The sequence below is a fragment of the Pedobacter frigidisoli genome (genome assembly GCF_032678525.1).
GTDB classification, from domain to species: Bacteria; Bacteroidota; Bacteroidia; order Sphingobacteriales; family Sphingobacteriaceae; genus Pedobacter; species Pedobacter frigidisoli_A.
Window position 1 is genome coordinate 63,318 of the sequence record NZ_JAVTSE010000004.1, and the last position, 24,285, is coordinate 87,602.

Consider the following 24,285-nt stretch of genomic DNA (forward strand, 5'->3'; position numbering starts at 1 on the left):
CAGATGGAAGTTAAAGTATTAAACATTTCAGGTAAAGAAACAGGTGCCAAGGTGCAACTTCCTGAATCGGTATTTGGTATCGAACCTAACGACCACGCGATTTATTTAGATGTAAAACAGTATTTGGCTAACCAACGTCAAGGTACTCACAAATCTAAACAACGTAATGAGATTGCTGGTTCTACCCGTAAACTATACAAACAAAAAGGTACAGGTGGTGCACGTGCAGGAAGCATTAAATCTCCGTTATTCAACGGTGGTGGTCGTGTTTTCGGTCCTCAGCCACGTGATTATAGCTTTAAATTGAATAAGAAATTAAAATCATTAGCACGTAAATCTGCTTTAGCTTATAAAGCAAAAGATAACAACGTGGTAGTTTTAGAAGATTTCAACTTCGATACAGCTAAAACTAAAAACTATACAAGTTTATTGGCTGCGTTAAACGTAGGTACTCAAAAAACTTTATTGGTTTTACCTGCACAAAATAATAATATCTATTTATCAAGCAGAAACGTTCAGAAAACTAAAGTAATCTCGGCAGCAGATTTAAATACTTATGATGTATTAAATGCTGGTGTACTTGTGTTAACTGCAGATTCTGTTAAAACTTTGGAGGAGGCATTTGCCAAGTAATATGGAAATTTTAAAAAAACCAATATTAACCGAAAAAGCTTCAGCTTTAACTGAAAAATCTAACCGTTTCACATTCGCTGTTAACCACAAGGCTAACAAAATCCAGATTAAAGCGGCTATTGAGAAATTGTACGGTGTAACCATCGTTGCAGTTAACACAATGGTTGTTGATGGGAAAGCGAAATCTCGTTACACTAAAGCAGGTTTTGTTTCTGGCCGTAGCCCGAAATTCAAAAAAGCAATCGTAACGTTGAAAGACGGCGAAACAATAGATTATTACGCAACTCTTTAATTTAATAATTAATTATAACTATGGGCTTAAGAAAATTTAAACCAGTTACTCCAGGTACCCGCTTCAGAGTTGGTGCTAGTTTTACGGAGATTACAGCAACCAAGCCCGAAAAATCATTGGTTGTATCATCAAAAAAGTCTGGTGGACGTAACAATACAGGTAAAATGACTATGCGCTACATGGGTGGTGGTCATAAAAAATCGTATCGTTTAATCGACTTCAAACGCGATAAATTCGATATTCCTGCAACAGTAGCTACTGTTGAATACGATCCAAACCGTACTGCCCGCATCGCATTATTACACTATGCAGATGGCGAGAAGCGTTATATCATTGCTCCGGAAGGTTTGCAAGTTGGTTCGGTAATATTATCGGGCGATAAAGCAGCTCCTGAAGTAGGTAACACTTTAAAATTATCGAACATTCCATTAGGTTCAATTATCCACAACGTGGAAATTCACCCTGGAAAAGGAGCACAATTAGCTCGTAGTGCAGGTGCTTACGCACAATTAGCTGCCCGCGATGGTAAATATGCTACTTTGAAAATGCCTTCAGGCGAAACCCGTTTAATCCTGACTACTTGTCTTGCTACTATCGGTGCTGTATCTAACTCAGATCATGCTAACGAAGTATTAGGTAAAGCAGGTCGTAAACGTTGGTTGGGCCGTCGTCCGAGAACCAGACCGGTAGCGATGAACCCAGTAGATCACCCAATGGGTGGTGGTGAAGGTAGATCATCAGGTGGTCACCCACGTTCAAGAAATGGTGTATTAGCTAAAGGCTACAAAACCAGAGAACTTAAAAAATATTCTAATCGTTACATCATAGAGAGAAGGAAGAAATAATGGCTCGTTCGATAAAAAAAGGACCTTATATTGACCATAACGTAGAGAAAAAAGTTAACTCTATGAATGATTCAGGCAAAAGAACTGTAATCAAAACTTGGTCTCGTAGATCAATGATCTCACCAGATTTCGTAGGTCATACATTTGCAGTACACAATGGTAATAAATTTATCCCTGTGTACGTAACAGAAAACATGGTTGGTCACAAGTTGGGAGAATTTGCTCCAACCAGAACATTCAGAGGACACGCTGAAAAGAAAAAATAATTAGACAATGGAAGCAATAGCAAAATTAAACAATTGTCCAACCTCACCGCGCAAGATGCGTTTGGTTGTAGATCTTATCAGAGGTGAACGTGTAGAAAAAGCATTAAGCGTTTTAAAGTTTACCAACAAAGAAGCAGCAATAAGAGTTGAGAAATTATTATTATCTGCAATTAACAACTGGGAAGCTAAAAATGGTAAAACTTCTGATGGAAGTGAGCTATTTGTTAAAACAATTATGGTAGATGGTGGTCGTCAACTTAAACGTTTACGTCCGGCACCTCAAGGCCGTGGATATAGAATTCGCAAGCGTTCTAACCACGTTACGCTGATTGTAGATAGTAAAATTACAGAAACAACTCAAAACTAATTAGGAAATGGGACAAAAAGCAAATCCAATAGGTGCCAGATTAGGAATTATCAAAGGATGGGATTCTAACTGGTTCGGTGGCAACAACTACTCCGATAAATTAGTTGAAGATGAGAAAATAAGAAAATACCTTTCTGCTCGTATCGCTAAAGGCGGCGTTGCTAAAGTGGTTATCGAGCGTACGTTAAAACGTATCACGGTAACAATCCACACAGCGCGTCCAGGTATCGTAATCGGTAAAGCAGGTGCTGAGGTTGATAAAATCAAAGAAGAGTTAAAGAAATTGACTAAAAAGGAAATTCAAATTAACATCTTCGAGATTAAACGCCCGGAACTTGATGCACAATTAGTTGCAGAAGGTGTTGCTAAACAATTAGAAGCAAGGATCTCATTCCGTAGAGCAATGAAATCTTCTATTGCATCAACAATGCGTATGGGTGCTGAAGGTATTAAAATCATGACTTCTGGTCGTTTAGGTGGTGCTGAGATGGCACGTACTGAGCAATACAAAGAAGGAAGAGTGCCTTTGCATACATTCCGTGCTGATATCGACTATGCTTTAGCTGAAGCTTTAACCACTTATGGTAAAATCGGCGTTAAAGTATGGATCTGTAAAGGTGAAGTTTATGGAAAGCGTGATTTGTCTCCAAACATTGGTTCAACAAACAACGGTCCAAAAGGCGCATCAGACAAACCAGCATTCGGTGGAAGAGATAACCGCGGTGGCGGAAGAGATAACCGTGGCGGTGGTAACGACAGACGTGGTGGAAACCAAGGCGGTGGTCGTGGTCCAGGCCAGGGTGGTGCAAACAGAGGTGGTGGCGCAGGCGCTAACAGAGGTCCTCGTAAATAATTGATTTATTAACATCGTTTAACGATTAGAACAAAATAAAATGTTACAGCCAAAAAGAACGAAGTTCAGGAAGATGCAAAAAGGCAGAATGAAAGGTTTAGCTTCTCGTGGAGCTGAATTGGCATTCGGATCTTTCGGTATCAAATCTTTAGAAGCAACTTGGATCACAAGTCGCCAGATAGAGGCTGCCCGTATCGCCGTAACGCGTTTCATGAAACGTGAAGGCCAGGTATGGATCAGAATTTTCCCGGACAAACCAGTAACTAAAAAACCTGCTGAGGTACGTATGGGTAAAGGTAAAGGTGCTCCTGAATATTGGGTAGCAGTTGTTAGACCTGGACGTGTAATTTTCGAAGCTGAAGGTGTGCCTTTAGAAGTTGCTAAAGAAGCATTACGTTTAGCAGCGCAGAAATTACCAATCCAAACCAAATTCGTAGTACGTAGGGATTACGTAGAAGCATAGTAAAGTGTTGAGGTGAATGTTGTAAATACTTGTTTATTATAACCGCTACACTCAACGTAAAAGAAAAGAAAAATGAAAAATTCAGAAATCACAGGGCTTTCAAAAGAAGAATTAGTAGCTAAGATTGCGGAAGAAACAGAGAACTTGTCAAAATTAAAGTTCGCTCACACTATTTCAGCTATCGAAAATCCTTCACGCATTGCTAAAGTAAGGAAAGACATAGCCCGTTTAAACACGCAGTTGACTCAAGTGAAAAACACTGAAGTAGCTACTGAAACTAAATAATTTGATAGTCGACATGGAAAGACAATTAAGAAAAACAAGAACTGGGTTAGTGGTAAGCAACAAGATGGATAAATCTGTTGTGGTGAGCGTTGAGCGTAAAGTAAAACACCCAATTTATGGTAAGTTCGTGAAGAAAACTACCAAATTTATGGCTCACGATGAGAAAAATGAGTGCGGTATCGGTGATACAGTATTAATCATGGAAACTCGTCCTTTGAGTAAAAACAAGAACTGGAGATTGGTACAAATTTTAGAAAGAGCTAAATAAGATGGTACAACAGGAATCAAGATTAAACGTTGCTGATAACAGCGGCGCAAAAGAAGTATTAGTAATTCGCGTGCTTGGTGGAACCGGCAAACGTTATGCTTCAATTGGTGATAAAGTAGTTGTTACCGTAAAAAGCGCTTTACCGTCAGGTAACATTAAAAAAGGTACAGTTTCTAAAGCAGTTGTTGTAAGAACTAAAAAAGAAATCCGTCGTAAAGATGGTTCTTATATCCGTTTTGACGATAATGCTGCTGTATTATTGAACGCACAGGATGAGCCAAGAGGTACACGTATCTTTGGCCCGGTTGCGAGAGAACTACGTGAAAAACAATTCATGAAAATTGTATCATTAGCACCGGAGGTATTATAAAATGGGAAACAAAGTAAATACACCAAAACTTAAAATCCGCACTGGAGATTTAGTTAAAGTAATTGCTGGCGATTCAAAAGGTCAACAAGGAAAAGTACTTTCAGTACAAATAGATAAAAACAGAGCCATTGTAGAAGGCATTAACTTAGTATCTAAACATACTAAACCAAATGCTGCAAATCCAAACGGTGGTATTATTAAAAAAGAGGCTGCTCTTCACATTTCTAACCTGATGTTGGTTGATCCAAAATCTGGTAAAGCTACCCGCGTTGGTCGTAAACTAAACGCTGATGGTAAAATAGTTAGAGTGGCTAAAATATCAGGGGAGGAAATTAAATAATGGCTACTACACCAAGATTAAAAAGCAAATACAAAGAAGAAGTTGTAAATGCATTGAAAGAAAAATTTCAGTACAAAACTGTAATGCAGGTTCCAAAATTGGAAAAAATCTGTATCAATCAGGGTGTTGGTCGTTTTTCTGTTACTGACAAAAAGATTATGGATACCACAATCGTTGAGTTGACTACCATTACTGGTCAGCAAGCGGTTCCGGCACAGTCTAAAAAAGATATCTCAAACTTTAAATTGCGTAAAGGTATGCCGGTAGGTGTGCGTGTAACATTACGTGATAATAACATGTATGAGTTTTTAGATCGTTTAATTTCTGTAGCTTTGCCACGTATTCGCGATTTCAAAGGTATCAATGATAAAGGATTTGATGGAAAAGGTAACTACACCTTAGGTGTTACTGAACAAATCATTTTCCCTGAGATTAATATCGATAAAATCAATAAAATTTTAGGGATGGATATAACTTTCGTAACTTCGGCAAAATCTGATGTTGAGGCGCTTGAGTTATTGAAACAATTCGGCTTACCATTTAAAAATCAAAAAACTGCAGAATAATGGCAAAAGAAGGTGTAAAAGCACGCGAAGTTAAGCGCCAAAAATTGGTAGCTAGATACGCTGAAAAACGTGCAGCTTTAAAAGCTGCAGGAGATTTCGAGGGTTTAGATAAATTACCTAAAAACTCATCTCCGGTACGTTTACACAACCGTTGTAAATTAACTGGTCGTCCACGTGGATACATGCGTACCTTTGGTATTTCAAGGGTAACGTTCCGCCAGATGGCACTAGACGGTAAAATACCAGGTGTTAAAAAAGCATCTTGGTAATATAAAGTAACTGGTACTGAGTATCAGGTGTCAAGACCAATTGGTTTCTTGATACCTGATACTTATGTCTATGTACGCTAAAAAGAATTTTAACCGATAGCAGGTCCCACAGCTGGGTAGCAGAAGGAAACCACTATCAAAAACAATTAATAATGAATACAGATCCAATAGCAGATTATTTAACAAGAGTAAGGAATGCCATTAAGGCCAACCACCGTGTTGTAGAAATTCCTGCATCAAACCTTAAAAAAGAAATTACTAAAGTTCTTTTCGATAAAGGTTACATCGCGAACTACAAGTTTGAAGATAATACCGTTCAAGGCACTATTAAAATCGCTTTGAAATACAATCCGATTACTAAAGTTCCTGCTATTCGTACTTTAGTGCGAGTAAGTAAACCAGGTTTGAGAAACTATGCTGGTGTTGAAAATATGCCAAGAGTATTAAACGGTTTAGGTATCGCAATCTTATCTACTTCTAAAGGTGTAATGACTGATAAAGAAGCAGCCAAATTAAATATTGGTGGTGAGGTATTGTGTCACGTTTATTAATATTTAGGAGAACAGCACAATGTCAAGAATAGGAAAAGCCCCAATTACAATCCCTGCAGGTGTTACAATTACCGTATCTAATGATAACGTAGTAACTGTAAAAGGCCCTAAAGGTGAATTAACTCAAGCAGTAGATTCAGATATCACTGTGAGTCAGGAAGATGGAATTTTAACAGTTCAACGTCCATCAGAGCAAAAGAAACACAAAGCATTACACGGTTTATATCGCTCATTGCTTAACAACATGGTTGTTGGTGTTACAGAAGGTTACAAATTAACTCAGGAATTAGTAGGTGTAGGTTACCGTGCTACAAACACAGGTAATACACTAGATTTAGTTTTGGGTTATTCTCACCACTATGTATTCCAGTTGCCAGCGGAAATTACCGTTACTACCCAATCAGAAAAAGGTCAGACTCCAAAAATTATTTTAGAGAGTATCGATAAACAATTGATTGGTCAGGTAGCAGCGAAAATCCGTTCGTTACGTGCACCAGAACCTTACAAAGGTAAAGGTATCAAGTTTGTAGGTGAAGTGTTAAGAAGAAAAGCAGGTAAATCAGCATCTAAAAAATAGTAATCATGGCAGGTAAAAAATTATCAAGAAGAGATCGTATTAAAAAAGGGATCAGAAAAAGACTTACCGGTTCGGAAGAGCGTCCAAGGTTATCTGTATTTAGAAGCAATAAAGGAATTTATGCGCAGGTAATTAACGATGTAACCGGTCAAACAATAGTTTCAGCATCATCACTGTCTAAAGATTTTGCAGGTACTGGAAGCAAAAGCGACCAATCAGTTGCAGTAGGTAAATTAGTTGCTGAAAAAGCAATTGCTGCTGGTGTTAAACAAGTTGTTTTCGATAGAAATGGCTATTTATACCACGGTCGTGTAAAATCGTTGGCAGAGGGTGCCCGCGAAGCTGGTTTAGTATTTTAATCTGAAGAAAAAGTAAGATGTCAACTATTAATATAAAAAGAGTAAAAACCACCGATATCGAATTAAAGGATCGTTTGGTTAGTATACAACGTGTTGCCAAAGTAACCAAAGGTGGTCGTACTTTCAGCTTCTCAGCAATTGTTGTTGTGGGCGATGAGAATGGTGTTGTTGGTTTCGGTTTAGGTAAGGCGAAAGAAGTAACTGAAGCAATTGCTAAAGGTGTGGATGATGCTAAAAAGAATCTGGTTAAAGTTCCAATCTTGAATGGTACCGTTCCTCACGAACAAATTGGTAAATTCTCAGGTGGTTTTGTATTAATCAAACCAGCTGCAGTAGGTACCGGAGTAATTGCTGGTGGTGCGATGCGTGCTGTATTAGAGAGTGCCGGCGTTCATAACGTATTGGCAAAATCTAAAGGCTCATCAAACCCGCACAACGTGGTGAAAGCAACTGTTGATGCATTAACTAAAATGCGCGATGCTTATACAGTAGCTCAAACTCGTGGTATCGATTTAAACAAAGTTTTTAACGGATAATATCATGGCTAAGATCAAAATAACACAAGTAAAAAGCGTTATCGACAGAAGCGAGCGCCAAAAAAGAACCGTTCAGGCTTTGGGTTTAACTAAAATGAACCAAAGTGTTGAGGTTGAAGCTACACCGCAGATTATCGGTATGGTTCGCAAAGTGAATCATTTGGTAGCTATCGAAGCAATTTAATAAAAATTTAAAGCTAGTTCGGGCTAAACCCGTACTAGCTTTATATATGTTTAATCGTTGTACCTGTTTAGTGAAAGCGAAGGGCAACACAAATTCAAAAAAATGAATTTAAATAATTTAAAACCTGCAAAAGGTTCTACAAAAAACAGCAAAAGAATTGGTCGTGGTACAGGTTCTGGTCGTGGGGGTACTTCAACTCGTGGTCATAAAGGTGCGGGTTCTCGTTCTGGTCACTCTACTAAAATCGGTTTTGAAGGTGGTCAAATGCCTTTACAACGTCGTGTGCCTAAAGTTGGTTTCAAACCAATTAACCGTACTGAATACGTAGGTGTTAACTTAGATGTACTTCAGGAATTAGCTGAAAAGCACAACTTAACTACTATTGATTTCGCAGCACTACAAGCACATGGTTTAGCTTCGAAAAACGACCTGGTTAAAATTTTAGGTCGTGGTGAAGTTAAAGCAAAATTAGACGTTACTGCACATGCATTTTCTGCAACCGCACAAAAAGCTATCGAAGCTGCAGGTGGTTCAATTGTAAAATTGTAATTATTAAATGAAGAAGCTATTTACTACTTTAAGTAATATCTGGAAAATTCAAGAATTAAAAGAGCGTATTTTGTTTACGCTCTTAATTCTTTTGGTATACCGTTTTGTATCTCACGTGGTTTTACCAGGTGTAGATCCGACTGCTTTAGGCGCAAACGAAAAATCAGGACTATTAGGCTTACTGGATATGTTTGCCGGTGGTTCGTTCTCTCGTGTGTCTATCTTAGCATTAGGCGTAATGCCTTATATCTCTGCATCGATCGTGGTGCAACTATTGGGTATTGCTGTTCCTTCTTTTCAAAAAATGCAAAAAGAAGGCGAAAGTGGTAGAAAGAAAATGAACCAGATTACCCGTTACCTAACGGTAGCGATCACAATCGTTCAATCTGTAGGCTACGTTAAAACGCAAGTTCCGGCAGAGGCTATTTTACTTCCAAACACTTTATTTTTAGTTCTATCTACGTTTGTATTAACGGCGGGTACTTTATTTGTAATGTGGTTAGGTGAGAAAATTACTGATAAAGGTATTGGAAACGGTACTTCACTAATCATTATGGTTGGTATTATTGCCCGTTTACCAGTTGCAATTTCTCAGGAGTTTAGTGCCCGTGTTGGTTCTGCCAGTGAAGGCGGAGGCCCGGTAGCATTGGTTCTTGAAATTGTTGCATTATTTGCAGTTGTAATGTTTACCATTTTAATTGTTCAGGGTGTACGTAAAGTACCTGTGCAGTATGCAAAGAAAATTGTTGGTAACCGTCAGTTCGGCGGTGTTCGTCAGTATATTCCTTTAAAGGTAAATGCTGCCGGTGTTATGCCAATCATTTTCGCCCAGGCTTTAATGTTTATTCCAGGTGCTTTAATGCAATTTGTTCCTTCTTTGCAAGGTTCATGGTTAATTCAGTTTAGCAATACAACATCGTTGGCATATAGCTTAACCTTTGCATTTTTAATTATCGCATTTACTTTCTTCTATACTGCAATTACAGTTAATCCAACTCAGATGAGTGACGATATGAAGAAGAATGGTGGTTTTATTCCGGGTGTTAAACCAGGATTTGCAACATCAACTTTTATTGATGATGTAATCTCTAAAATCACTTTCCCAGGTGCAGTTTTTTTAGCGATCATCGCTATTTTACCTTCACTGGCAGTTAAATTCGGTATTAAACAGGAGTTTGCACATTTCTTTGGCGGTACTTCATTGTTAATTTTGGTGGGTGTGGTTTTAGATACTTTACAGCAAATTGAAAGTTATCTGTTAATGCGTCACTATGATGGTTTAATGAAAACTGGTAGAGTTACTGGAAGAACCGGTGTTCCTGCTGCAAGCAGCAATGCTGCATTGTAGAGACAATGATTGAAATTTGAATGATAGATGAGGTGAAAGTTCTTTAAATAGCTCCTCGCTCTCAATCGACGCATTCAAACCTTAAATAATGTCCAAAATCTATTACAAATCTCTCGAAGAGATCGAATTAATAAAAGAAAGTTCCATGCTTGTTTCGAAAACTTTAGCTGAAGTGGCAAAAGTGATAAGAGCAGGCATGACTACTTTAACTCTGGACAAGCTTGCTTACGAATTTATCAATGATCATGGGGCGATCCCTGCATTTCTAAATTACAACGGTTTTCCAAACTCTCTTTGCATATCTCCTAATGAGCAGGTAGTTCATGGGTTTCCAAGCGATTATGTTATACAAGAGGGTGATTTGATTTCTGTTGATTGTGGTGTAATTAAGAATAACTATTATGGCGATTCTGCATATACATTTGCAATTGGAGAAATTGATGCTGAAAAACAATTGCTTTTAGAAGTGACCAGGCACTGTCTGGATTTGGCTATAGAAAAGGCTGTTACCGGAATGCGTATTGGAGATATCGGCTTCGCCGTTCAACAATGTGCTGAGGGCAATGGTTTTGGAGTTGTAAGAGAGCTTGTTGGGCATGGTGTAGGATTTAACCTTCATGAGAAACCTGAGGTTCCTAATTATGGCAAACGTGGCTCAGGACCAAAACTTGAAGAAGGGATGGTTATTGCAATAGAACCTATGATTAATGCAGGGGTTGCAGGTGTTAAGTTCCATAAAGATGGATGGACGGTAACTACGAAAGATAATAAACCATCAGCACATTTTGAACATACTGTTGCTGTTAAAAAGGGTAAAGCAGAGGTTTTATCAACCTTTTCTATAATAGAAGAAGTTTTACAACAAAAAAAATAAATAATTAAAATTTTTTATTTAATTTTGCAACCCTGTTTAGAAGCAGCTAATTAAGTAACAATCAATAAAATATGGCTAAACAAGCCTCAATTGAACAAGACGGAGTAATAAGGGAAGCATTATCAAATGCGATGTTCCGGGTAGAACTTGAGAACGGACATGAGATTATTGCCCACATTTCAGGAAAGATGCGGATGCACTACATCAAAATTCTTCCTGGTGACAAAGTAAAACTAGAGATGTCTCCTTATGATTTGACAAAGGGACGCATCACTTATAGATACAAATAAAATGAAAGTTAGATCATCAATTAAAAAACGTAGCGCTGATTGTAAGATTATTCGCCGTAAAGGTAAACTTTACGTTATCAACAAGAAAAATCCGAAATACAAACAACGTCAAGGGTAATTAAAAAATATTGTAATGTACCGTACAACGGTGGCCCGCCGTTCGGAATTACTTAAAAACATCAAGAAATATGGCAAGGATTTCAGGTATTGATTTACCAAGAAACAAAAGAGGAGAGATTGGTTTAACTTATATCTATGGTATAGGCAGAACTACTGCACAACGTATTTTAACTACTGCAGGTATCGATCTAAACAAAAAAGTACAGGACTGGTCTGATGATGAATTATCAGCAATCCGTACAATGATCAACGATGAGATTAAAGTAGAAGGTGCTTTAAGATCAGAGGTTCAGTTAAACATTAAACGTTTAATGGATATTGGTTGTTACCGTGGTTTACGTCACAGAAAAGGTTTACCTTCTCGTGGTCAGCGTACTAAAAACAACTCACGTACTCGTAAGGGTAAGAGAAAAACAGTTGCTAACAAGAAAAAGGCTACTAAGTAATAATTGATAGGTATGATGGGTGAGATTCTGGATATGGGAACCATGTCTTTATCATCTGCTCAGATCTGGAATAAAAGAGAAAAAGTAGGATAGTGAGTATCGGGGTAGAGAAAGTCTCCTGTCTCAAGTCTCCTGTCTAAAATCTAAAAGATAAAATGGCTAAGAGTAAAAAAGTAACAAAAAAACGTATCGTTGTAATTGAGCCTGTTGGTCAGGCACATATCAATGCTACTTTCAACAACATCATCGTTACATTAACCAATAACAACGGACAGACTATTTCATGGTCTTCTGCTGGTAAAATGGGCTTTAAAGGTTCTAAAAAGAACACGCCTTATGCAGCTGGTCAGGCAGCTTCAGATTGCGGTAAAGTTGCGTTTGACTTAGGTTTACGTAAAGTTGAAGTTTTTGTAAAAGGTCCTGGTTCAGGTCGTGAATCTGCAATCAGAACTTTGCAAGTAGCAGGGATCGAAGTAACATCTATCAAAGATATTACTCCACTTCCTCACAACGGATGTCGTCCTCCTAAAAAGAGAAGAGTTTAATTAATTTTAAAGCTAAGAATCTCCAGCTACAGGTTGGATGATACTTTAAAAACAGAAAAAAATGGCAAGATATACAGGCCCAAAATCAAAAATTGCCCGTAAATTCAGAGAACCAATCTTCGGTCCTGATAAGGTATTAGACAGAAAAAATTATCCTCCTGGCCAACATGGCGTTTCGAAAAGAAGAGGAAAACAATCTGAGTATGCTATCCAGTTAATGGAGAAACAAAAAGTAAAATATACTTATGGTGTATTAGAAAAGCAGTTCAGTAACTTGTTTAAGAAAGCATCTTCACGTGCTGGTATCACAGGTGATAACTTACTTCAATTATTAGAAGCACGTTTGGATAACACAGTTTACCGTTTAGGTATTGCAACAACCCGTTCTGGTGCACGCCAGTTAGTTAGCCATAAACACGTAACTGTGAATGGTGAAGTTGTAAATATCCCTTCATACCAGTTAAAAGCTGGTGATGTAGTAGCGGTTCGTGAAAAATCTAAATCTTTAGAGTCAATTAGTAACTCTGTTGCAGGCAGAACAATCAATAAATTTGCCTGGTTAGAATGGAATGCTAGCGAGTTAACTGGTAAGTTCTTAACTTATCCTCAACGCGACGAGATTCCTGAAAACATTAAGGAAAACTTAATCATCGAGTTATACTCAAAGTAATAAATAAGATAGTTAATTACCTCAAAAGGGTAATTAACTTTTTTCTTGTTACTATATATTCAATAACGAATTTAAAAAAATATAAATGGCAATTTTAGCATTTCAGAAACCAGACAAAGTGATCATGCAGAAATCAACTGATTTCGATGGCACATTTGAATTTCGTCCTTTAGAGCCCGGTTTCGGTGTAACAATTGGTAATGCCTTAAGAAGAATTTTGCTTTCTTCATTAGAAGGTTATGCTATTACTACTATTCGTTTTTCAGGCGTTTCTCACGAATTTTCTACCATCAAAGGTGTTGTAGAAGATTTAACTGATATCATTTTGAACTTAAAACAAGTGCGTTTTAAGAAAACTGGTGATTCTGGTGATGCTGAGAAAGTTTTCATCATTGTAAACGGTCAAGATCAGTTTAAAGCTGGTGATATCACTAAATTTTCTAACAACTTTACAGTTTTGAACCCTGAGCACGTAATCTGCAACATGGATAAATCTGTTACTTTAGAGGTTGAATTAACCATCAATAAAGGTCGTGGTTATGTTCCTGCTGAAGAAAATAAGGTTGCTGATGCCGTTGTTGGTGTAATCGCTATTGATTCGATCTACACTCCAATGAAAAACGTTAAATATACAATTGAAAACTTCCGTGTTGAACAAAAAACGGATTATGAGAAATTGGTATTAGACATTTCAACAGATGGTTCTATTCATCCTGAAGAAGCATTAAAAGAGGCGGCTAAAATTCTTATCCAACACTTTATGCTATTCTCTGATGAGAACTTAGTATTAGAGTCGCAGGCAAAAGAAGAAACTAAAGAAGTTGATGAGGAAATTTTACATATGCGTAAAATCCTTAAAACTGAATTAGTTGATATGGATCTTTCAGTAAGAGCATTAAACTGCTTAAAAGCTGCCGATATCCGTACTTTAGCTGATTTAGTATCTTATGATGTTGCTGATATGTTAAAATTCAGAAACTTTGGTAAGAAGTCATTAACTGAGATTCAGGAGTTAGTAAAATCGAAAGGTTTATCCTTTGGTATGAACCTGTCTAAATTTAAATTAGACGAAGAGTAAAATTAGTCGCAAGTCTTTAGTTTAGAGTCGAAAGCCTCTTTAACTTAAGCCTTAACTAGTATAAATAATTTTTCACAGTGTATAATTCCCTCTGAGATAGAGACGGTATACACTTAATCAAAAAACAATGAGACACGGTAAAAAAGTTAATCACTTAGGCAGAACCGACAGCCACAGAAAAGCAATGTTAGCTAACATGGCTACTTCACTTATTAAAGCGAAAAGAATTGTTACTACTTTAGCTAAAGCTAAAGCTTTACGTACGTATGTTGAGCCAATTATCACTAAATCAAAAAATGATACTACTCACTCACGTCGTACAGTATTTGCTTACTTGCAAGATAAAGAGGTTGTAACTATCTTATTCCGCGAAATTGCTGAGAAAGTTGCAAACCGTCCAGGTGGTTACACTCGTATCATTAAATTAAACAACCGTTTAGGTGATAACGCTGAAATGGCTTTAATTGAGTTGGTAGATTATAACGAAGTTTACGGTAAAGAATCAGAAGCTAAAGAAGAGAAGAAAACCACTCGTCGTGGTAGAAGCAAAGCTGCTGCAGCTCCTAAAGCCGAAGTTACTGAAGAAGCTGCTACTGAAGCACCTGCTGCTGAAGAAGCTACTGAAGAACCAAAAGGAGAATAATTTTCATTCCCTTACAATAAGAAAGTCCTGTTCGAAAAGAGCAGGACTTTTTTGTTGCCCTATATTTCACTTTAATGGATGAGAATTCACTTCAACTAATTCACACAAACGTTTGCTTCATTTTTTCATTACATAGCACTAATTCAACTATGTATCTATAAATTAGCTACAAATAAATTTGAAATGAAGTTTAAGCTAATTTTGTTCGTCTGCCTGTTCGGTCAATTATCGCTAAGTGCCCAGATTTTAAAATATACCAACGGAAATAATGCGTGGAATCCTGATTCTTTAGGTAACCATCGGGCAATAGTAGAATATAAGGGAACGGGCAAGGTTGCACATGTAAGGTTAGATTGGCGAAGAAGAGATACCCACCCAGAGCTGAAACGTATTATTGTGCGTGATTTTAATGGAAAAAACGTGGCGATAGTAGGTACAGAAAACTTAACCAGGGAGTCCGTAGATCTTTATTTCGAGGCTCCGTTTATTGGTAAGTACTATGTTTACTACTTGCCTTACAAAAATGAGGGTAGAAGCAATTATCCAAAGGGGATTTATCTTAAAGCCGATGAAAAACAATTAGATCAATCGAAAAAGGTGTCTGTTAATACCCATGTTTTGGAGATTCAGTCTATTGATGCATTCAACTCTTTTTATCCGATGGAGGTCATTGCAACTGAAAAAGAAACGGCAGCTTTGAAAGCAAAATATGCCAATGAACCTTTTGTTGTGTTTCCTGAAGACAGGATGTTTCCCATAAAGATGCAAGGTGATTTACCCTATCGTTGGATTCAAAAGGGGGCTTCTACTTCCTTTAAGGGCACGGCAAACAGAGGTGAAAATTACGCCTTTCAACTGGGGCTTTTTGCTTTACAGGATTTAAAGGGTGTTAGGATACAGTTTGGAGATCTTAAGTCGGCAAATGGCAAAAGCATTTCGGCCAAATTTATCAACTGCTTAAATACAGACGGAATAAGTTATGATAACCAACCTCTTACTGAGGTTGTAAATGTTGCATCGGGCAAAGTACAGGCCATGTGGATTACAGTTAATATTCCCAATACAATGGGAGCCGGAGTTTACAAAGGTAAATTTACAGTTAAGGCAAATGGAGAATCTAAAGCGGTTGATGTTGCTTTAACGGTTCTAAATCAGGTTTTGGCCGATTCGGGTGTTGGTACTCCAAATAAACAGACCAGATTGACTTGGTTAAATTCAAAGCTTGCACAATCAAATACAACGGTTGCACCATATACACCTTTAAAAATCGATGGCAATGTAATTTCTTTACTGGGGAGAAAATTCGAAATTAATCCTGACGGTTTTCCGAAACAGATTCAGACCTATTTCAATTCAGAAATGACTGGTTACACCGAGAAGCCCAACAATATTTTATACGAACCCATACATTTTCATTTCTATACTAGCCCAAAGACACAGGAAAAGTTTACACCCGCCAATTTGCAAATCGTATCAAAAGAAGATGGGATCGTAAAATGGGTAGCCACCAATAGTTCAGAAAACCTGAAGATGAATATTGAAGCATCGCTTGAATTTGACGGTTATGTTCACTACTCTGTTAAAGTTGAAGCTTTAAAAGACGTTGATTTTAGCAATATTGATTTCCATATTCCTTTTGAGAAGAACACGACTAAATATTTAATGGGTTTGGGTGAAAAGGGAGGGTTAAGGCCTGATACTATAAAATGGAACTGGGATGTTGCACACAAAAACCAGGATGCGGTATGGATTGGAAATGTAAATGCGGGCCTGTATTACAACCTGAGAGACGAAAACTACTCGAGGCCGCTGAATACAAACTTCTATCTTCAGAAGCCTTTATTATTGCCTAAATCGTGGGGTAACGACAATAAAGGAGGAATTCAGATTAATATAAAAGGAAGTTCTATGCTGGCTGATAACTTTACAGGAGCGAGAACGATGAAAAAGGGTGACGTATTGTATTATAATTTTAATCTCCTTATTACTCCATTCCATTTACTTGAAACCGATTTTCAGTGGGATAATCGTTTTTACCACAAATATGGTGATCTTGATTCTATCAAAGCGACTGGTGCAACCGTGGTAAATATTCATCATGCCACACCAATTAATCCCTGGATCAATTATCCGTTTATTGAATGGCAAAAAATGAAGTCGTACATTAATGAAGCACATCAGAAAGGAGTAAAAGTTAAAATTTATAATACCGTTCGCGAGCTTTCCAACCACGCTTACGAATGGCCAGCTTTAAGAAGCTTAGGGACCGAAGTTTATTCACCTGGTAAGGGTGGGGGCTTTAGCTGGTTGCAGGAGCATCTTGATTCTAATTACATTGCAGCGTGGTTTGTGCCTGAAATTAAAGATGCTGCCATTATTAATAGTGGAATGAACAGGTGGCACAATTATTATGTAGAAGGGATGAATTGGTTAGTGAAAAATGTAGGTATAGATGGCGTTTATTTGGATGATGTGGCATTTGACCGTATAACCATGAAGAGGATTAAAAGGGTATTGACTCAAAATAACCATCCGGGTATTATTGATCTGCATTCTGCTAATCAATATAATAAAAGCGATGGTTTTAATAACAGTGCCATCCTGTATATGGAACATTTTCCTTATTTAAACCGCTTGTGGTTTGGTGAATATTTTGATTATGAAAAGAACAATCCTGATTTCTTTTTAACCGAAATAAGCGGAATTCCTTTTGGTTTAATGGGCGAAATGCTACAAGATGACGGAAACCCTTGGCGTGGAATGATTTATGGAATGACTAACCGGCTAGGGTGGTCAGATAAGAGCGATCCCAGGCCGCTGTGGAAAGCCTGGAGTAATTTTGGGATAAAAGGCTCAGAAATGATTGGCTATTGGAGTGATAATTGTCCGGTCAAAACTGATAATCCAGATGTACTTGCAACTGTTTATAAAAAAGATCGCAAAGTGATGATTGCATTGGCCAGCTGGGGAGAAAGTAATGTTAAGGTGAACTTAACCATTGATTGGGCAAAACTCGGATTGGACGAAAACAAAGTCAAAATCATTGCTCCTTCAATTGATAAATTTCAAAGAGCCGGTACGTATGTTGGTGGAAAAAACATTCTTATAGAAAAGAATAAGGGTTTAATTTTAGTTGTAGAATAATTAGAAATGTATAGCTATAAAATATCAGGCAGCTGGTAGCAAAAGCTATCGACTGCCTGATATTTAATCAGTTTTAAAAAGTGTTATTAGATTTTTACATTCTCCATGCCATACTGTTTCAAAACATCAGCTGGAACCCCTTCCCATTGATTAGGCGCATTTCCTGCATAACCAATATCTTTAACTCCGATTTCTGTAGTATAAAATCCTGAAGCAGTTAAATCGCGCATTCTGTTGAAAAATGTCACCCCAGGCTGCACTTCAGGTTTAGTCTTATTTGGATAAGCAATTTCGTCGACTATGGATAATTGCTGATTTAGTGATGCATCAATAAATGACTTTTCGTATTTATTAAAGCAATAAATGTCAAGCCATTTCAAACCGCCTCTCATTGGTACTTTATGTTCAGGGATATCCTTTACGATAAATTCTATAAATTCCGGGACCTTTGCATCTGAAGCACTTCCGGATACATCGTCTTTTGGGATAATAATATCTGCGAGTACAGTGATGGTAGCCATTTCATGATCATTGAAAAACTTTACTGATTTCAACTGTTTATCTCTATCTATTTCCCACTGCTCACGGCCTGTTTCTGGTTTCGGTTCTTCAGGAATAGGTTTATCAGCTGTATTTTCGGGTTGCTTACAGGCTTCAACAAGTACAGATGTACTTATGGCGGTTAAACCTAAAGCCTTTATGGAATCTCTTCTGTTCATGTTAAATGTTTTGTTTTTTCTTTTGAGCTAAAATATATTCTGCGGTCCGCATAGATAGCGCCAGAATTGTCCAGGTTGCATTTTTGTCTCCCTGCTGTACAAACGGTCCTGCATCTACTACAAATAAGTTTTTACAGTCATGCGCCTGGCAGTACTTGTTTAATGCTGATTTTTTTGGATCATCACCCATTCGTATTGTACCTACTTCGTGGATAATTTTGCCAGGATTCAATAATCCATAGTTGGTTTCAGGGCCGTGTATTTCTGAAGTAACCACGGCACCCATTTCTTTCATAATTGATAAGAAAGTTTCCTGCATGTGTTTGGCCTGAAGAATTTCTTCTTTTGCCCAGGTATAGTTAAACCTTAAAACAGGTATCCCATATTTGTCGACCATATTCGGGTCTATTTCACAATAGTTATCCTTTCTGGCAATTGCGGTCCCACGACCGGCCATGCCCACACTTGTTCCATAAAAACGGCGGTAGTCATCTTTTAGCGATTTGCCGTATCCACCTGCCTCTTTCATTTTGCCATTTCTATCGGGCACCATTCCATTAATTTTGGCAACTCCGCCTCCGAAGCCGTAAGAGGGCATGCCCATTCCTCCTCCATATTCTATATGGTATCCCCGTGGGAAATCAAGCTTTTTATTATCGAGCCACCACGGCGAATAAATATGAACACTTCCCAGGCCATCTTCGTTATAACGTTTTCGATCCATCAGCTGTGGTAGAAAACCATAAACCCCGGCACCTGTAGAATCATGAAGATATTTTCCCACAATACCACTGCTGTTTGCCAGGCCACCGGGATGTGCCGATGATTTGGAATTTAGTAAGATTCGAGCTGACTCACATGCACTAGCTCCTAGAATGACAAGTTTTCCTGCCACCTGATATTCCTGGAGATCTTTTCGGTTAACATAAGAAACTCCTGTCGCTGTACCATCTTTATCAGTCATTACTTCTCTAACCATGGCATCAGTAATCACAGTTAAGTTACCGGTTTTAACTGCCGGAATTACCAAACATGATGAAGCTGAAAAATCACCATAAACTTTACAACTGCGGCCGCACTGGCCACAATAGAAGCAAGGTGCGCGGTCATTATTGCCCTTTATCGATTCAGTCATTACTGCTCCCCGACCCGTTATAACTTTTACCCCTGCTTTTTCGGCACCTTTTTTTATGAATAATTCATTGAGACGGGGTTTTGGCGGTTTCATAAAAATCCCATCTGGTTCACTTTCAATACCCTCAACTGTTCCGTAAATACCAATCATCCGGTCAACCTTATCGTAGAATGGTTTTACATCCTGGTAAGTTATCGGCCAGGAATCCGTTAATCCATCTGTAGGTTTAAAGTCCTGTGGTCCCATTCTCAATGAAATTCTGCCCCAGTGATTGGTACGGCCACCCAGCATACGTGAGCGGAACCATTCAAATTCTGTTTTGTTTTTTTGTGTATAAGGTTCTCCTTCCAGTTCCCAACCCCCATAAGAGGCATCAAAATCGCCAAAGGGCCGCACTGTTCCGGCGCCACGGCGAGGAGATTCCCATGGCCACTTCAGTTGATGAGAATCTAATCGCGGATCAAAATACTGCCCCGCCTCTAGCATTAAAACTTTCTGACCTGCGTTGGCAAGTACATACGCCGCCATACCCCCTCCAGCTCCCGATCCAACAACAATGGCATCGTAAACTGTAGGTGATTTTTTAATCTGGAAATCGTTCATGAATTATATTGTGATGTTTTGTTCATCCTAATTTATCTTTTATTTTCTTAAATATAAAGTATAACGCTGTTTTTGGAATGATTACAGATAATCTGTATTTCACTAATTCCTAAATCGTATTACCTCTATTGAACTCCTGTGCTGTTTGTGGGGGGTATTTATTTGTTTATGTATATTTTATACTTCAAAAAGTCGCTCAATTGTTACATTCCTTTAACTTACTTTTTCTGCAAATAATTTGGGCTATCTTTGTGATCTAAATTTTAGTATGGCTTTTTCAACACATATTCAAACATTTATTTCTGCCTTTGAGGATAGTTTGATAACCGGAAGTTTTGTTAAGATTTCTTTAGGGAATTATAAGGGGTTAGAAGAATCGCTAAAACAGCTGTTAGTGAGGAGGGTTTTGATTAAGAATCAGGAAAAACTGGCCATTACATTTCGATATAAAACTAACGACATCGTAAAAAACTATTTAGTCAGTGAAGGGACAGATCTGATTGCCGGGTATATCAATAACGGCTTCAAGATTGCTACTTTATTTACCACCAACAAAGATTTAATTGTTGAAGAATTGAATAATGGGAAAATAGTTATAAGGGAAACCGATGCCTCCGTCAAAAACCTCCCAGGTACAGGTCACGATAAAGAAAAATCCAGACTGATCAAATCTGATGCTAAGTCTTATTTAACGGATTTAAAGATAACCGATTCCAATGGAAAGGTTTTTAAAAATGCACAGGATAAATTCAGGCAGATTAACCATTATATTGAGATTCTAAGTTCTTTAATTAAGGAGTTACCAGAGTGTACGATAAAAAAAGTTGCCGATATGGGATCGGGAAAGGGATATCTTACTTTTGCGCTCTACGATTATCTGCATTCGGTATTACAATCAGCGGCTGAAGTTACGGGAGTGGAATACCGTCAGGATATGGTTGACTTATGTAATGATGTAACTCAAAAAGCGGCTTTTAGCAAATTAAAATTTGTTCAGGGAACGATTGAAGAATATGATGCTAAGGAAGTGAATCTGCTGATTGCGTTACACGCCTGCGATACAGCAACTGATGATGCAATTTTTAAAGGGATCAAAGCGAATGCCGAACTGATTGTGGTTGCACCATGTTGCCATAAGCAGATTCGCAGGGAAATGGAGCAAAACAAAGTGAAAAACGATGTTACCTTTTTAACCAGGTATGGTATCTTTTTAGAGCGTCAGGCCGAAATGATTACCGATGGTATCCGTGCTTTGATACTAGAGTATTTCGGCTATAAAACAAAGGTTTTTGAATTTATTTCTGATGCACATACCCCAAAGAATGTACTTGTGGTAGGAGTGAAGAAAGCCGAAAGCTTAAAGCCAAAGGCGGAAAGCGAAAGGAAAGAAGAAATTTTACAAAAGATTAAAGCAAGTAAAGCCTACTTCGGAATTGATTATCATCATCTGGAGCGATTGTTAGGTTTGTAGCTGAACTTGCCTAACCGGTTGTAAAGATGATTTGTAATTATTTCAAATGCAACAAAATCAAAGCTACCAAAGCGGGTATAGATTGCACATAAAGTATCTTTTTACTCGCTGTAGCAGCTCCAAAAATCCCCGCAATAATCACACAAGTCAGGAAGAATATGGCAACATAAAACCTCCAGTGATGATCGGATATGCACAACGACCATATCAATCCGGCCGCAAGAAAGCCGTTATATAATCCCTGGTTTGCAGCTAATGTTTTAGTTGGTGCAAATAGATGTTGTGGTATCGTCTTAAAAACTTTGGGTGCTTTAGTTGTCCATGCAAACATTTCCAGCCAGAGGATATAGATATGGATAAGGGCAATAATTCCGATAAGTATTTGAGCTGCAATTTGCATAAGTTTGAATTTGATGATTAAAGATAGAAACTTTCCTGATTTCACCGGCGGTAACTTTCATTTTTAAGATTTCTGCCGGGAACTCTAACCCAGTTGTCCCTCAACTTTCTGTCATGCTGTCAGTACTGTCGGCTATGTTTTTTAACATTTTATCAGTCTTTTAGCCTTATTATCTGCCAAAAACCAATTGGCACAAGCATTGTTTAACAGGAGTAGAAATTATAATACTTTAAAAAGAGAAAATAAAAATACAATGGGAAAAATTATTGGAATAGACTTAGGAACAACAAACTCTTGCGTAAGCGTAATGGAGGGCAATGAGCCTGTAGTTATCGCAAACAGTGAGGGTAAACGTACTACACCGTCTATTGTTGCTTTTGCAGAAAACGGTGAGCGTAAAGTTGGCGAGCCTGCTAAACGTCAGGCTATTACCAACCCAACAAAAACGATATATTCGATTAAACGCTTTATGGGTAACAGCTACGACGAAAGTGCGAAAGAAGCTGGTCGTGTACCTTATAAAGTTGTGAAAGGTGATAATAATACACCTCGCGTAGAAATCGACGACAGAAAATATACTCCTCAGGAGATTTCTGCAATGATTCTGCAAAAAATGAAAAAAACTGCTGAAGATTTCCTGGGTCAGGAAGTTACTGAAGCCGTTATTACTGTACCGGCTTACTTTAATGATGCACAACGTCAGGCTACAAAAGAAGCTGGTGAAATTGCAGGTTTATCTGTAAAACGTATCATTAACGAGCCTACTGCAGCTGCTTTAGCTTATGGTTTAGATAAAGCACACAAAGACATGAAAATCGTTGTTTTTGACTGTGGTGGTGGTACACATGACGTTTCTGTTTTAGAATTAGGAGATGGCGTTTTCGAAGTAAAATCTACTGACGGTGATACGCACTTAGGTGGTGATGACTTTGACCACATCATTATTGATTGGTTAACTCAAGAGTTCAAATCGGAAAACAGTATGGATCTGGCTAAAGATCCAATGGCTTTACAACGTTTGAAAGAAGCTGCTGAGAAAGCTAAAATTGAGTTATCAAGTACAACTTCAACTGAAATTAACTTGCCATATATTACTGCTGATGCTAGCGGCCCTAAACACTTAGTGCGTACATTATCTCGTGCTAAATTTGAGCAATTGGCTGATAGTTTAATTAAACGTACTATCGAGCCTTGTAAATCTGCTTTGAAAAATGCTGGTTTAAGCACAAGCGATATCGATGAAATTATCTTAGTAGGTGGTTCAACCCGTATCCCTGCAATTCAGGATGCTGTAAAAGCTTTCTTTGGTAAAGAGCCAAGTAAAGGTGTTAACCCTGATGAGGTTGTAGCAATTGGTGCGGCTATTCAAGGTGGTGTGTTAACTGGTGATGTGAAAGATGTATTGTTATTAGACGTTACACCTTTATCATTAGGTATCGAAACTATGGGTGGTGTGATGACTAAATTAATCGAATCTAACACCACAATCCCAACTAAAAAATCAGAGACTTTCTCAACTGCGGCTGATAACCAGCCTTCAGTAGAAATCCACATTTTACAAGGTGAGCGCCCTATGGCTGGTCAGAACCGTACAATTGGACGTTTCATTTTAGATGGTATTCCACCAGCACCTCGTGGTGTGCCTCAGGTAGAAGTGTCTTTTGATATTGATGCCAACGGTATTTTACACGTAAGTGCAAAAGATAAAGCAACTGGTAAAGAGCAAAAAATCCGTATCGAAGCATCTTCAGGTTTAACTGATGCTGAGATCAAAAAAATGAAAGAAGAGGCTGAAGCTAATGCTGCAGATGATGCTAAGCAAAAAGAAGAAGCTGATAAAATCAACGGAGCTGATGCTTTAATTTTCTCTACTGAGAAACAATTAAAAGAGTTTGGCGATAAGTTATCTGCTGATAAAAAAGCGCCAATCGAAGCTGGTTTAGAGAAATTGAAAGCAGCACACTTATCACGTAACTTCGCGGATATTGATGCAGCTTCTGCTGAATTGCAAGCGGCATGGAATGTAGCTTCTGAAGAAATGTACAAAGATGGCGGACAGCCTCAGGGTGGTGAACAACCACAAGCTGACGGTCAGCCTCAGGGTGGCGGTGATAACGTTACTGATGTTGATTTCGAAGAAGTGAAAGAAGAAAAATAAATCTTTTCATCTGATGCTTACCGGTTGCAAGACCGTAAATAAGAAAGCGTTTCTGATTAATTTCAGAA

The 24,285-nt window shown here is 38.1% G+C and carries 34 protein-coding genes; 31 read left to right on the forward strand and 3 right to left on the reverse strand.

Features of this window, described 5'->3' with window-relative positions:
- Positions 1 to 3: 3 nt before the first annotated feature.
- The 29 genes from rplD to R2Q80_RS12325 all read left to right on the forward strand — a co-directional run bounded on the left by rplD (position 4) and on the right by R2Q80_RS12325 (position 17,731).
- Positions 4 to 633, forward strand: coding sequence for a 50S ribosomal protein L4 (gene rplD, locus R2Q80_RS12185; protein ID WP_113951794.1), 630 nt, complete (start codon positions 4 to 6; stop codon positions 631 to 633).
- A gap of 1 nt (position 634) precedes the next feature.
- On the forward strand, positions 635 to 925 hold the full coding sequence (rplW, locus tag R2Q80_RS12190) for a 50S ribosomal protein L23 (protein WP_047798775.1): 291 nt from the start codon (positions 635 to 637) through the stop codon (positions 923 to 925).
- A 20-nt stretch (positions 926 to 945) separates the two neighbouring features.
- Complete coding sequence (gene rplB / locus R2Q80_RS12195; protein WP_316799883.1) at positions 946 to 1,770, forward strand: 50S ribosomal protein L2; 825 nt, start codon at positions 946 to 948, stop codon at positions 1,768 to 1,770.
- Positions 1,770 to 2,036, forward strand: coding sequence for a 30S ribosomal protein S19 (gene rpsS / locus R2Q80_RS12200; protein ID WP_316799884.1), 267 nt, complete (start codon positions 1,770 to 1,772; stop codon positions 2,034 to 2,036). The genes rplB and rpsS overlap by 1 nt, the downstream gene beginning before the upstream one ends.
- Positions 2,037 to 2,043: 7 nt before the next feature.
- Positions 2,044 to 2,403: a 50S ribosomal protein L22 gene (gene rplV, locus R2Q80_RS12205; RefSeq protein WP_047798773.1), complete on the forward strand. Its 360-nt coding sequence runs from the start codon at positions 2,044 to 2,046 to the stop codon at positions 2,401 to 2,403.
- 7 nt (positions 2,404 to 2,410) lie between these two features.
- Complete coding sequence (gene rpsC / locus R2Q80_RS12210; RefSeq protein WP_316799885.1) at positions 2,411 to 3,256, forward strand: 30S ribosomal protein S3; 846 nt, start codon at positions 2,411 to 2,413, stop codon at positions 3,254 to 3,256.
- 40 nt (positions 3,257 to 3,296) lie between these two features.
- On the forward strand, positions 3,297 to 3,719 hold the full coding sequence (rplP, locus tag R2Q80_RS12215) for a 50S ribosomal protein L16 (RefSeq protein ID WP_010599903.1): 423 nt from the start codon (positions 3,297 to 3,299) through the stop codon (positions 3,717 to 3,719).
- Between the two features lie 72 nt (positions 3,720 to 3,791).
- On the forward strand, positions 3,792 to 4,004 hold the full coding sequence (rpmC, locus tag R2Q80_RS12220; protein WP_047798771.1) for a 50S ribosomal protein L29: 213 nt from the start codon (positions 3,792 to 3,794) through the stop codon (positions 4,002 to 4,004).
- 13 nt (positions 4,005 to 4,017) lie between these two features.
- On the forward strand, positions 4,018 to 4,272 hold the full coding sequence (rpsQ, locus tag R2Q80_RS12225) for a 30S ribosomal protein S17 (protein ID WP_010599901.1): 255 nt from the start codon (positions 4,018 to 4,020) through the stop codon (positions 4,270 to 4,272).
- Between the two features lies 1 nt (position 4,273).
- Entirely contained in the window at positions 4,274 to 4,642 is a 369-nt protein-coding gene (rplN, locus tag R2Q80_RS12230; RefSeq protein WP_010599900.1) for a 50S ribosomal protein L14, read from the forward strand.
- A gap of 1 nt (position 4,643) precedes the next feature.
- Entirely contained in the window at positions 4,644 to 4,982 is a 339-nt protein-coding gene (gene rplX / locus R2Q80_RS12235; protein ID WP_047798770.1) for a 50S ribosomal protein L24, read from the forward strand.
- Complete coding sequence (gene rplE, locus R2Q80_RS12240) at positions 4,982 to 5,548, forward strand: 50S ribosomal protein L5 (RefSeq protein ID WP_047798769.1); 567 nt, start codon at positions 4,982 to 4,984, stop codon at positions 5,546 to 5,548. Before rplX ends, rplE begins: the two co-directional genes overlap by 1 nt.
- Entirely contained in the window at positions 5,548 to 5,817 is a 270-nt protein-coding gene (rpsN, locus tag R2Q80_RS12245) for a 30S ribosomal protein S14 (protein ID WP_010599897.1), read from the forward strand. The genes rplE and rpsN overlap by 1 nt, the downstream gene beginning before the upstream one ends.
- Before the next feature lie 149 nt (positions 5,818 to 5,966).
- Positions 5,967 to 6,368: a 30S ribosomal protein S8 gene (rpsH, locus tag R2Q80_RS12250; protein ID WP_231582658.1), complete on the forward strand. Its 402-nt coding sequence runs from the start codon at positions 5,967 to 5,969 to the stop codon at positions 6,366 to 6,368.
- Between the two features lie 19 nt (positions 6,369 to 6,387).
- Positions 6,388 to 6,945: a 50S ribosomal protein L6 gene (gene rplF, locus R2Q80_RS12255; RefSeq protein WP_316799886.1), complete on the forward strand. Its 558-nt coding sequence runs from the start codon at positions 6,388 to 6,390 to the stop codon at positions 6,943 to 6,945.
- Between the two features lie 5 nt (positions 6,946 to 6,950).
- A complete protein-coding gene (gene rplR, locus R2Q80_RS12260; protein ID WP_316799887.1) occupies positions 6,951 to 7,304 on the forward strand; it encodes a 50S ribosomal protein L18 in 354 nt (117 codons plus the stop codon).
- Between the two features lie 17 nt (positions 7,305 to 7,321).
- Positions 7,322 to 7,840 (forward strand): 30S ribosomal protein S5, encoded by a 519-nt coding sequence (gene rpsE, locus R2Q80_RS12265; protein WP_010599893.1) that lies wholly within the window; start codon positions 7,322 to 7,324, stop codon positions 7,838 to 7,840.
- 4 nt (positions 7,841 to 7,844) lie between these two features.
- Complete coding sequence (rpmD, locus tag R2Q80_RS12270) at positions 7,845 to 8,024, forward strand: 50S ribosomal protein L30 (RefSeq protein ID WP_316799888.1); 180 nt, start codon at positions 7,845 to 7,847, stop codon at positions 8,022 to 8,024.
- A 102-nt stretch (positions 8,025 to 8,126) separates the two neighbouring features.
- Positions 8,127 to 8,573 (forward strand): 50S ribosomal protein L15, encoded by a 447-nt coding sequence (gene rplO / locus R2Q80_RS12275; protein WP_316799889.1) that lies wholly within the window; start codon positions 8,127 to 8,129, stop codon positions 8,571 to 8,573.
- 7 nt (positions 8,574 to 8,580) lie between these two features.
- Positions 8,581 to 9,921, forward strand: a complete 1,341-nt coding sequence (gene secY, locus R2Q80_RS12280; protein WP_316799890.1) for a preprotein translocase subunit SecY — start codon at positions 8,581 to 8,583, stop codon at positions 9,919 to 9,921.
- 88 nt (positions 9,922 to 10,009) lie between these two features.
- Positions 10,010 to 10,795 (forward strand): type I methionyl aminopeptidase, encoded by a 786-nt coding sequence (gene map / locus R2Q80_RS12285; RefSeq protein WP_316799891.1) that lies wholly within the window; start codon positions 10,010 to 10,012, stop codon positions 10,793 to 10,795.
- 71 nt (positions 10,796 to 10,866) lie between these two features.
- Positions 10,867 to 11,085: a translation initiation factor IF-1 gene (gene infA / locus R2Q80_RS12290; RefSeq protein ID WP_010599888.1), complete on the forward strand. Its 219-nt coding sequence runs from the start codon at positions 10,867 to 10,869 to the stop codon at positions 11,083 to 11,085.
- A 1-nt stretch (position 11,086) separates the two neighbouring features.
- Entirely contained in the window at positions 11,087 to 11,203 is a 117-nt protein-coding gene (rpmJ, locus tag R2Q80_RS12295) for a 50S ribosomal protein L36 (RefSeq protein ID WP_010599887.1), read from the forward strand.
- 70 nt (positions 11,204 to 11,273) lie between these two features.
- Entirely contained in the window at positions 11,274 to 11,651 is a 378-nt protein-coding gene (rpsM, locus tag R2Q80_RS12300; protein WP_010599886.1) for a 30S ribosomal protein S13, read from the forward strand.
- Between the two features lie 155 nt (positions 11,652 to 11,806).
- The gene (gene rpsK / locus R2Q80_RS12305; RefSeq protein ID WP_010599885.1) at positions 11,807 to 12,196 is read left to right on the forward strand and encodes a 30S ribosomal protein S11; all 390 of its coding nucleotides are present in this window, start codon (positions 11,807 to 11,809) and stop codon (positions 12,194 to 12,196) included.
- Between the two features lie 61 nt (positions 12,197 to 12,257).
- Complete coding sequence (gene rpsD / locus R2Q80_RS12310; RefSeq protein WP_010599884.1) at positions 12,258 to 12,866, forward strand: 30S ribosomal protein S4; 609 nt, start codon at positions 12,258 to 12,260, stop codon at positions 12,864 to 12,866.
- An 85-nt stretch (positions 12,867 to 12,951) separates the two neighbouring features.
- Positions 12,952 to 13,944, forward strand: coding sequence for a DNA-directed RNA polymerase subunit alpha (locus tag R2Q80_RS12315; protein WP_047798763.1), 993 nt, complete (start codon positions 12,952 to 12,954; stop codon positions 13,942 to 13,944).
- Positions 13,945 to 14,071: 127 nt separating this feature from the next.
- The gene (rplQ, locus tag R2Q80_RS12320) at positions 14,072 to 14,587 is read left to right on the forward strand and encodes a 50S ribosomal protein L17 (RefSeq protein WP_316799892.1); all 516 of its coding nucleotides are present in this window, start codon (positions 14,072 to 14,074) and stop codon (positions 14,585 to 14,587) included.
- Between the two features lie 183 nt (positions 14,588 to 14,770).
- Complete coding sequence (locus R2Q80_RS12325) at positions 14,771 to 17,731, forward strand: glycoside hydrolase domain-containing protein (RefSeq protein WP_316799893.1); 2,961 nt, start codon at positions 14,771 to 14,773, stop codon at positions 17,729 to 17,731.
- A gap of 86 nt (positions 17,732 to 17,817) precedes the next feature.
- On the opposite strand, the gene R2Q80_RS12330 is transcribed toward R2Q80_RS12325, so the two are convergent.
- Together R2Q80_RS12330 and R2Q80_RS12335 are read right to left on the reverse strand one after the other, a co-directional pair.
- Positions 17,818 to 18,450 (reverse strand): gluconate 2-dehydrogenase subunit 3 family protein, encoded by a 633-nt coding sequence (locus tag R2Q80_RS12330; protein WP_316799894.1) that lies wholly within the window; start codon positions 18,448 to 18,450, stop codon positions 17,818 to 17,820.
- Between the two features lies 1 nt (position 18,451).
- A complete protein-coding gene (locus R2Q80_RS12335; protein ID WP_316799895.1) occupies positions 18,452 to 20,188 on the reverse strand; it encodes a GMC family oxidoreductase in 1,737 nt (578 codons plus the stop codon).
- Between the two features lie 268 nt (positions 20,189 to 20,456).
- Between R2Q80_RS12335 and R2Q80_RS12340 the strand changes: the two genes are divergently transcribed.
- A complete protein-coding gene (locus R2Q80_RS12340) occupies positions 20,457 to 21,659 on the forward strand; it encodes an SAM-dependent methyltransferase (protein WP_316799896.1) in 1,203 nt (400 codons plus the stop codon).
- Between the two features lie 37 nt (positions 21,660 to 21,696).
- On the opposite strand, the gene R2Q80_RS12345 is transcribed toward R2Q80_RS12340, so the two are convergent.
- Entirely contained in the window at positions 21,697 to 22,059 is a 363-nt protein-coding gene (locus tag R2Q80_RS12345; RefSeq protein WP_316799897.1) for a DUF1304 domain-containing protein, read from the reverse strand.
- 253 nt (positions 22,060 to 22,312) lie between these two features.
- Between R2Q80_RS12345 and dnaK the strand changes: the two genes are divergently transcribed.
- Positions 22,313 to 24,217 (forward strand): molecular chaperone DnaK, encoded by a 1,905-nt coding sequence (gene dnaK, locus R2Q80_RS12350; protein WP_316799898.1) that lies wholly within the window; start codon positions 22,313 to 22,315, stop codon positions 24,215 to 24,217.
- Positions 24,218 to 24,285: the final 68 nt, after the last annotated feature.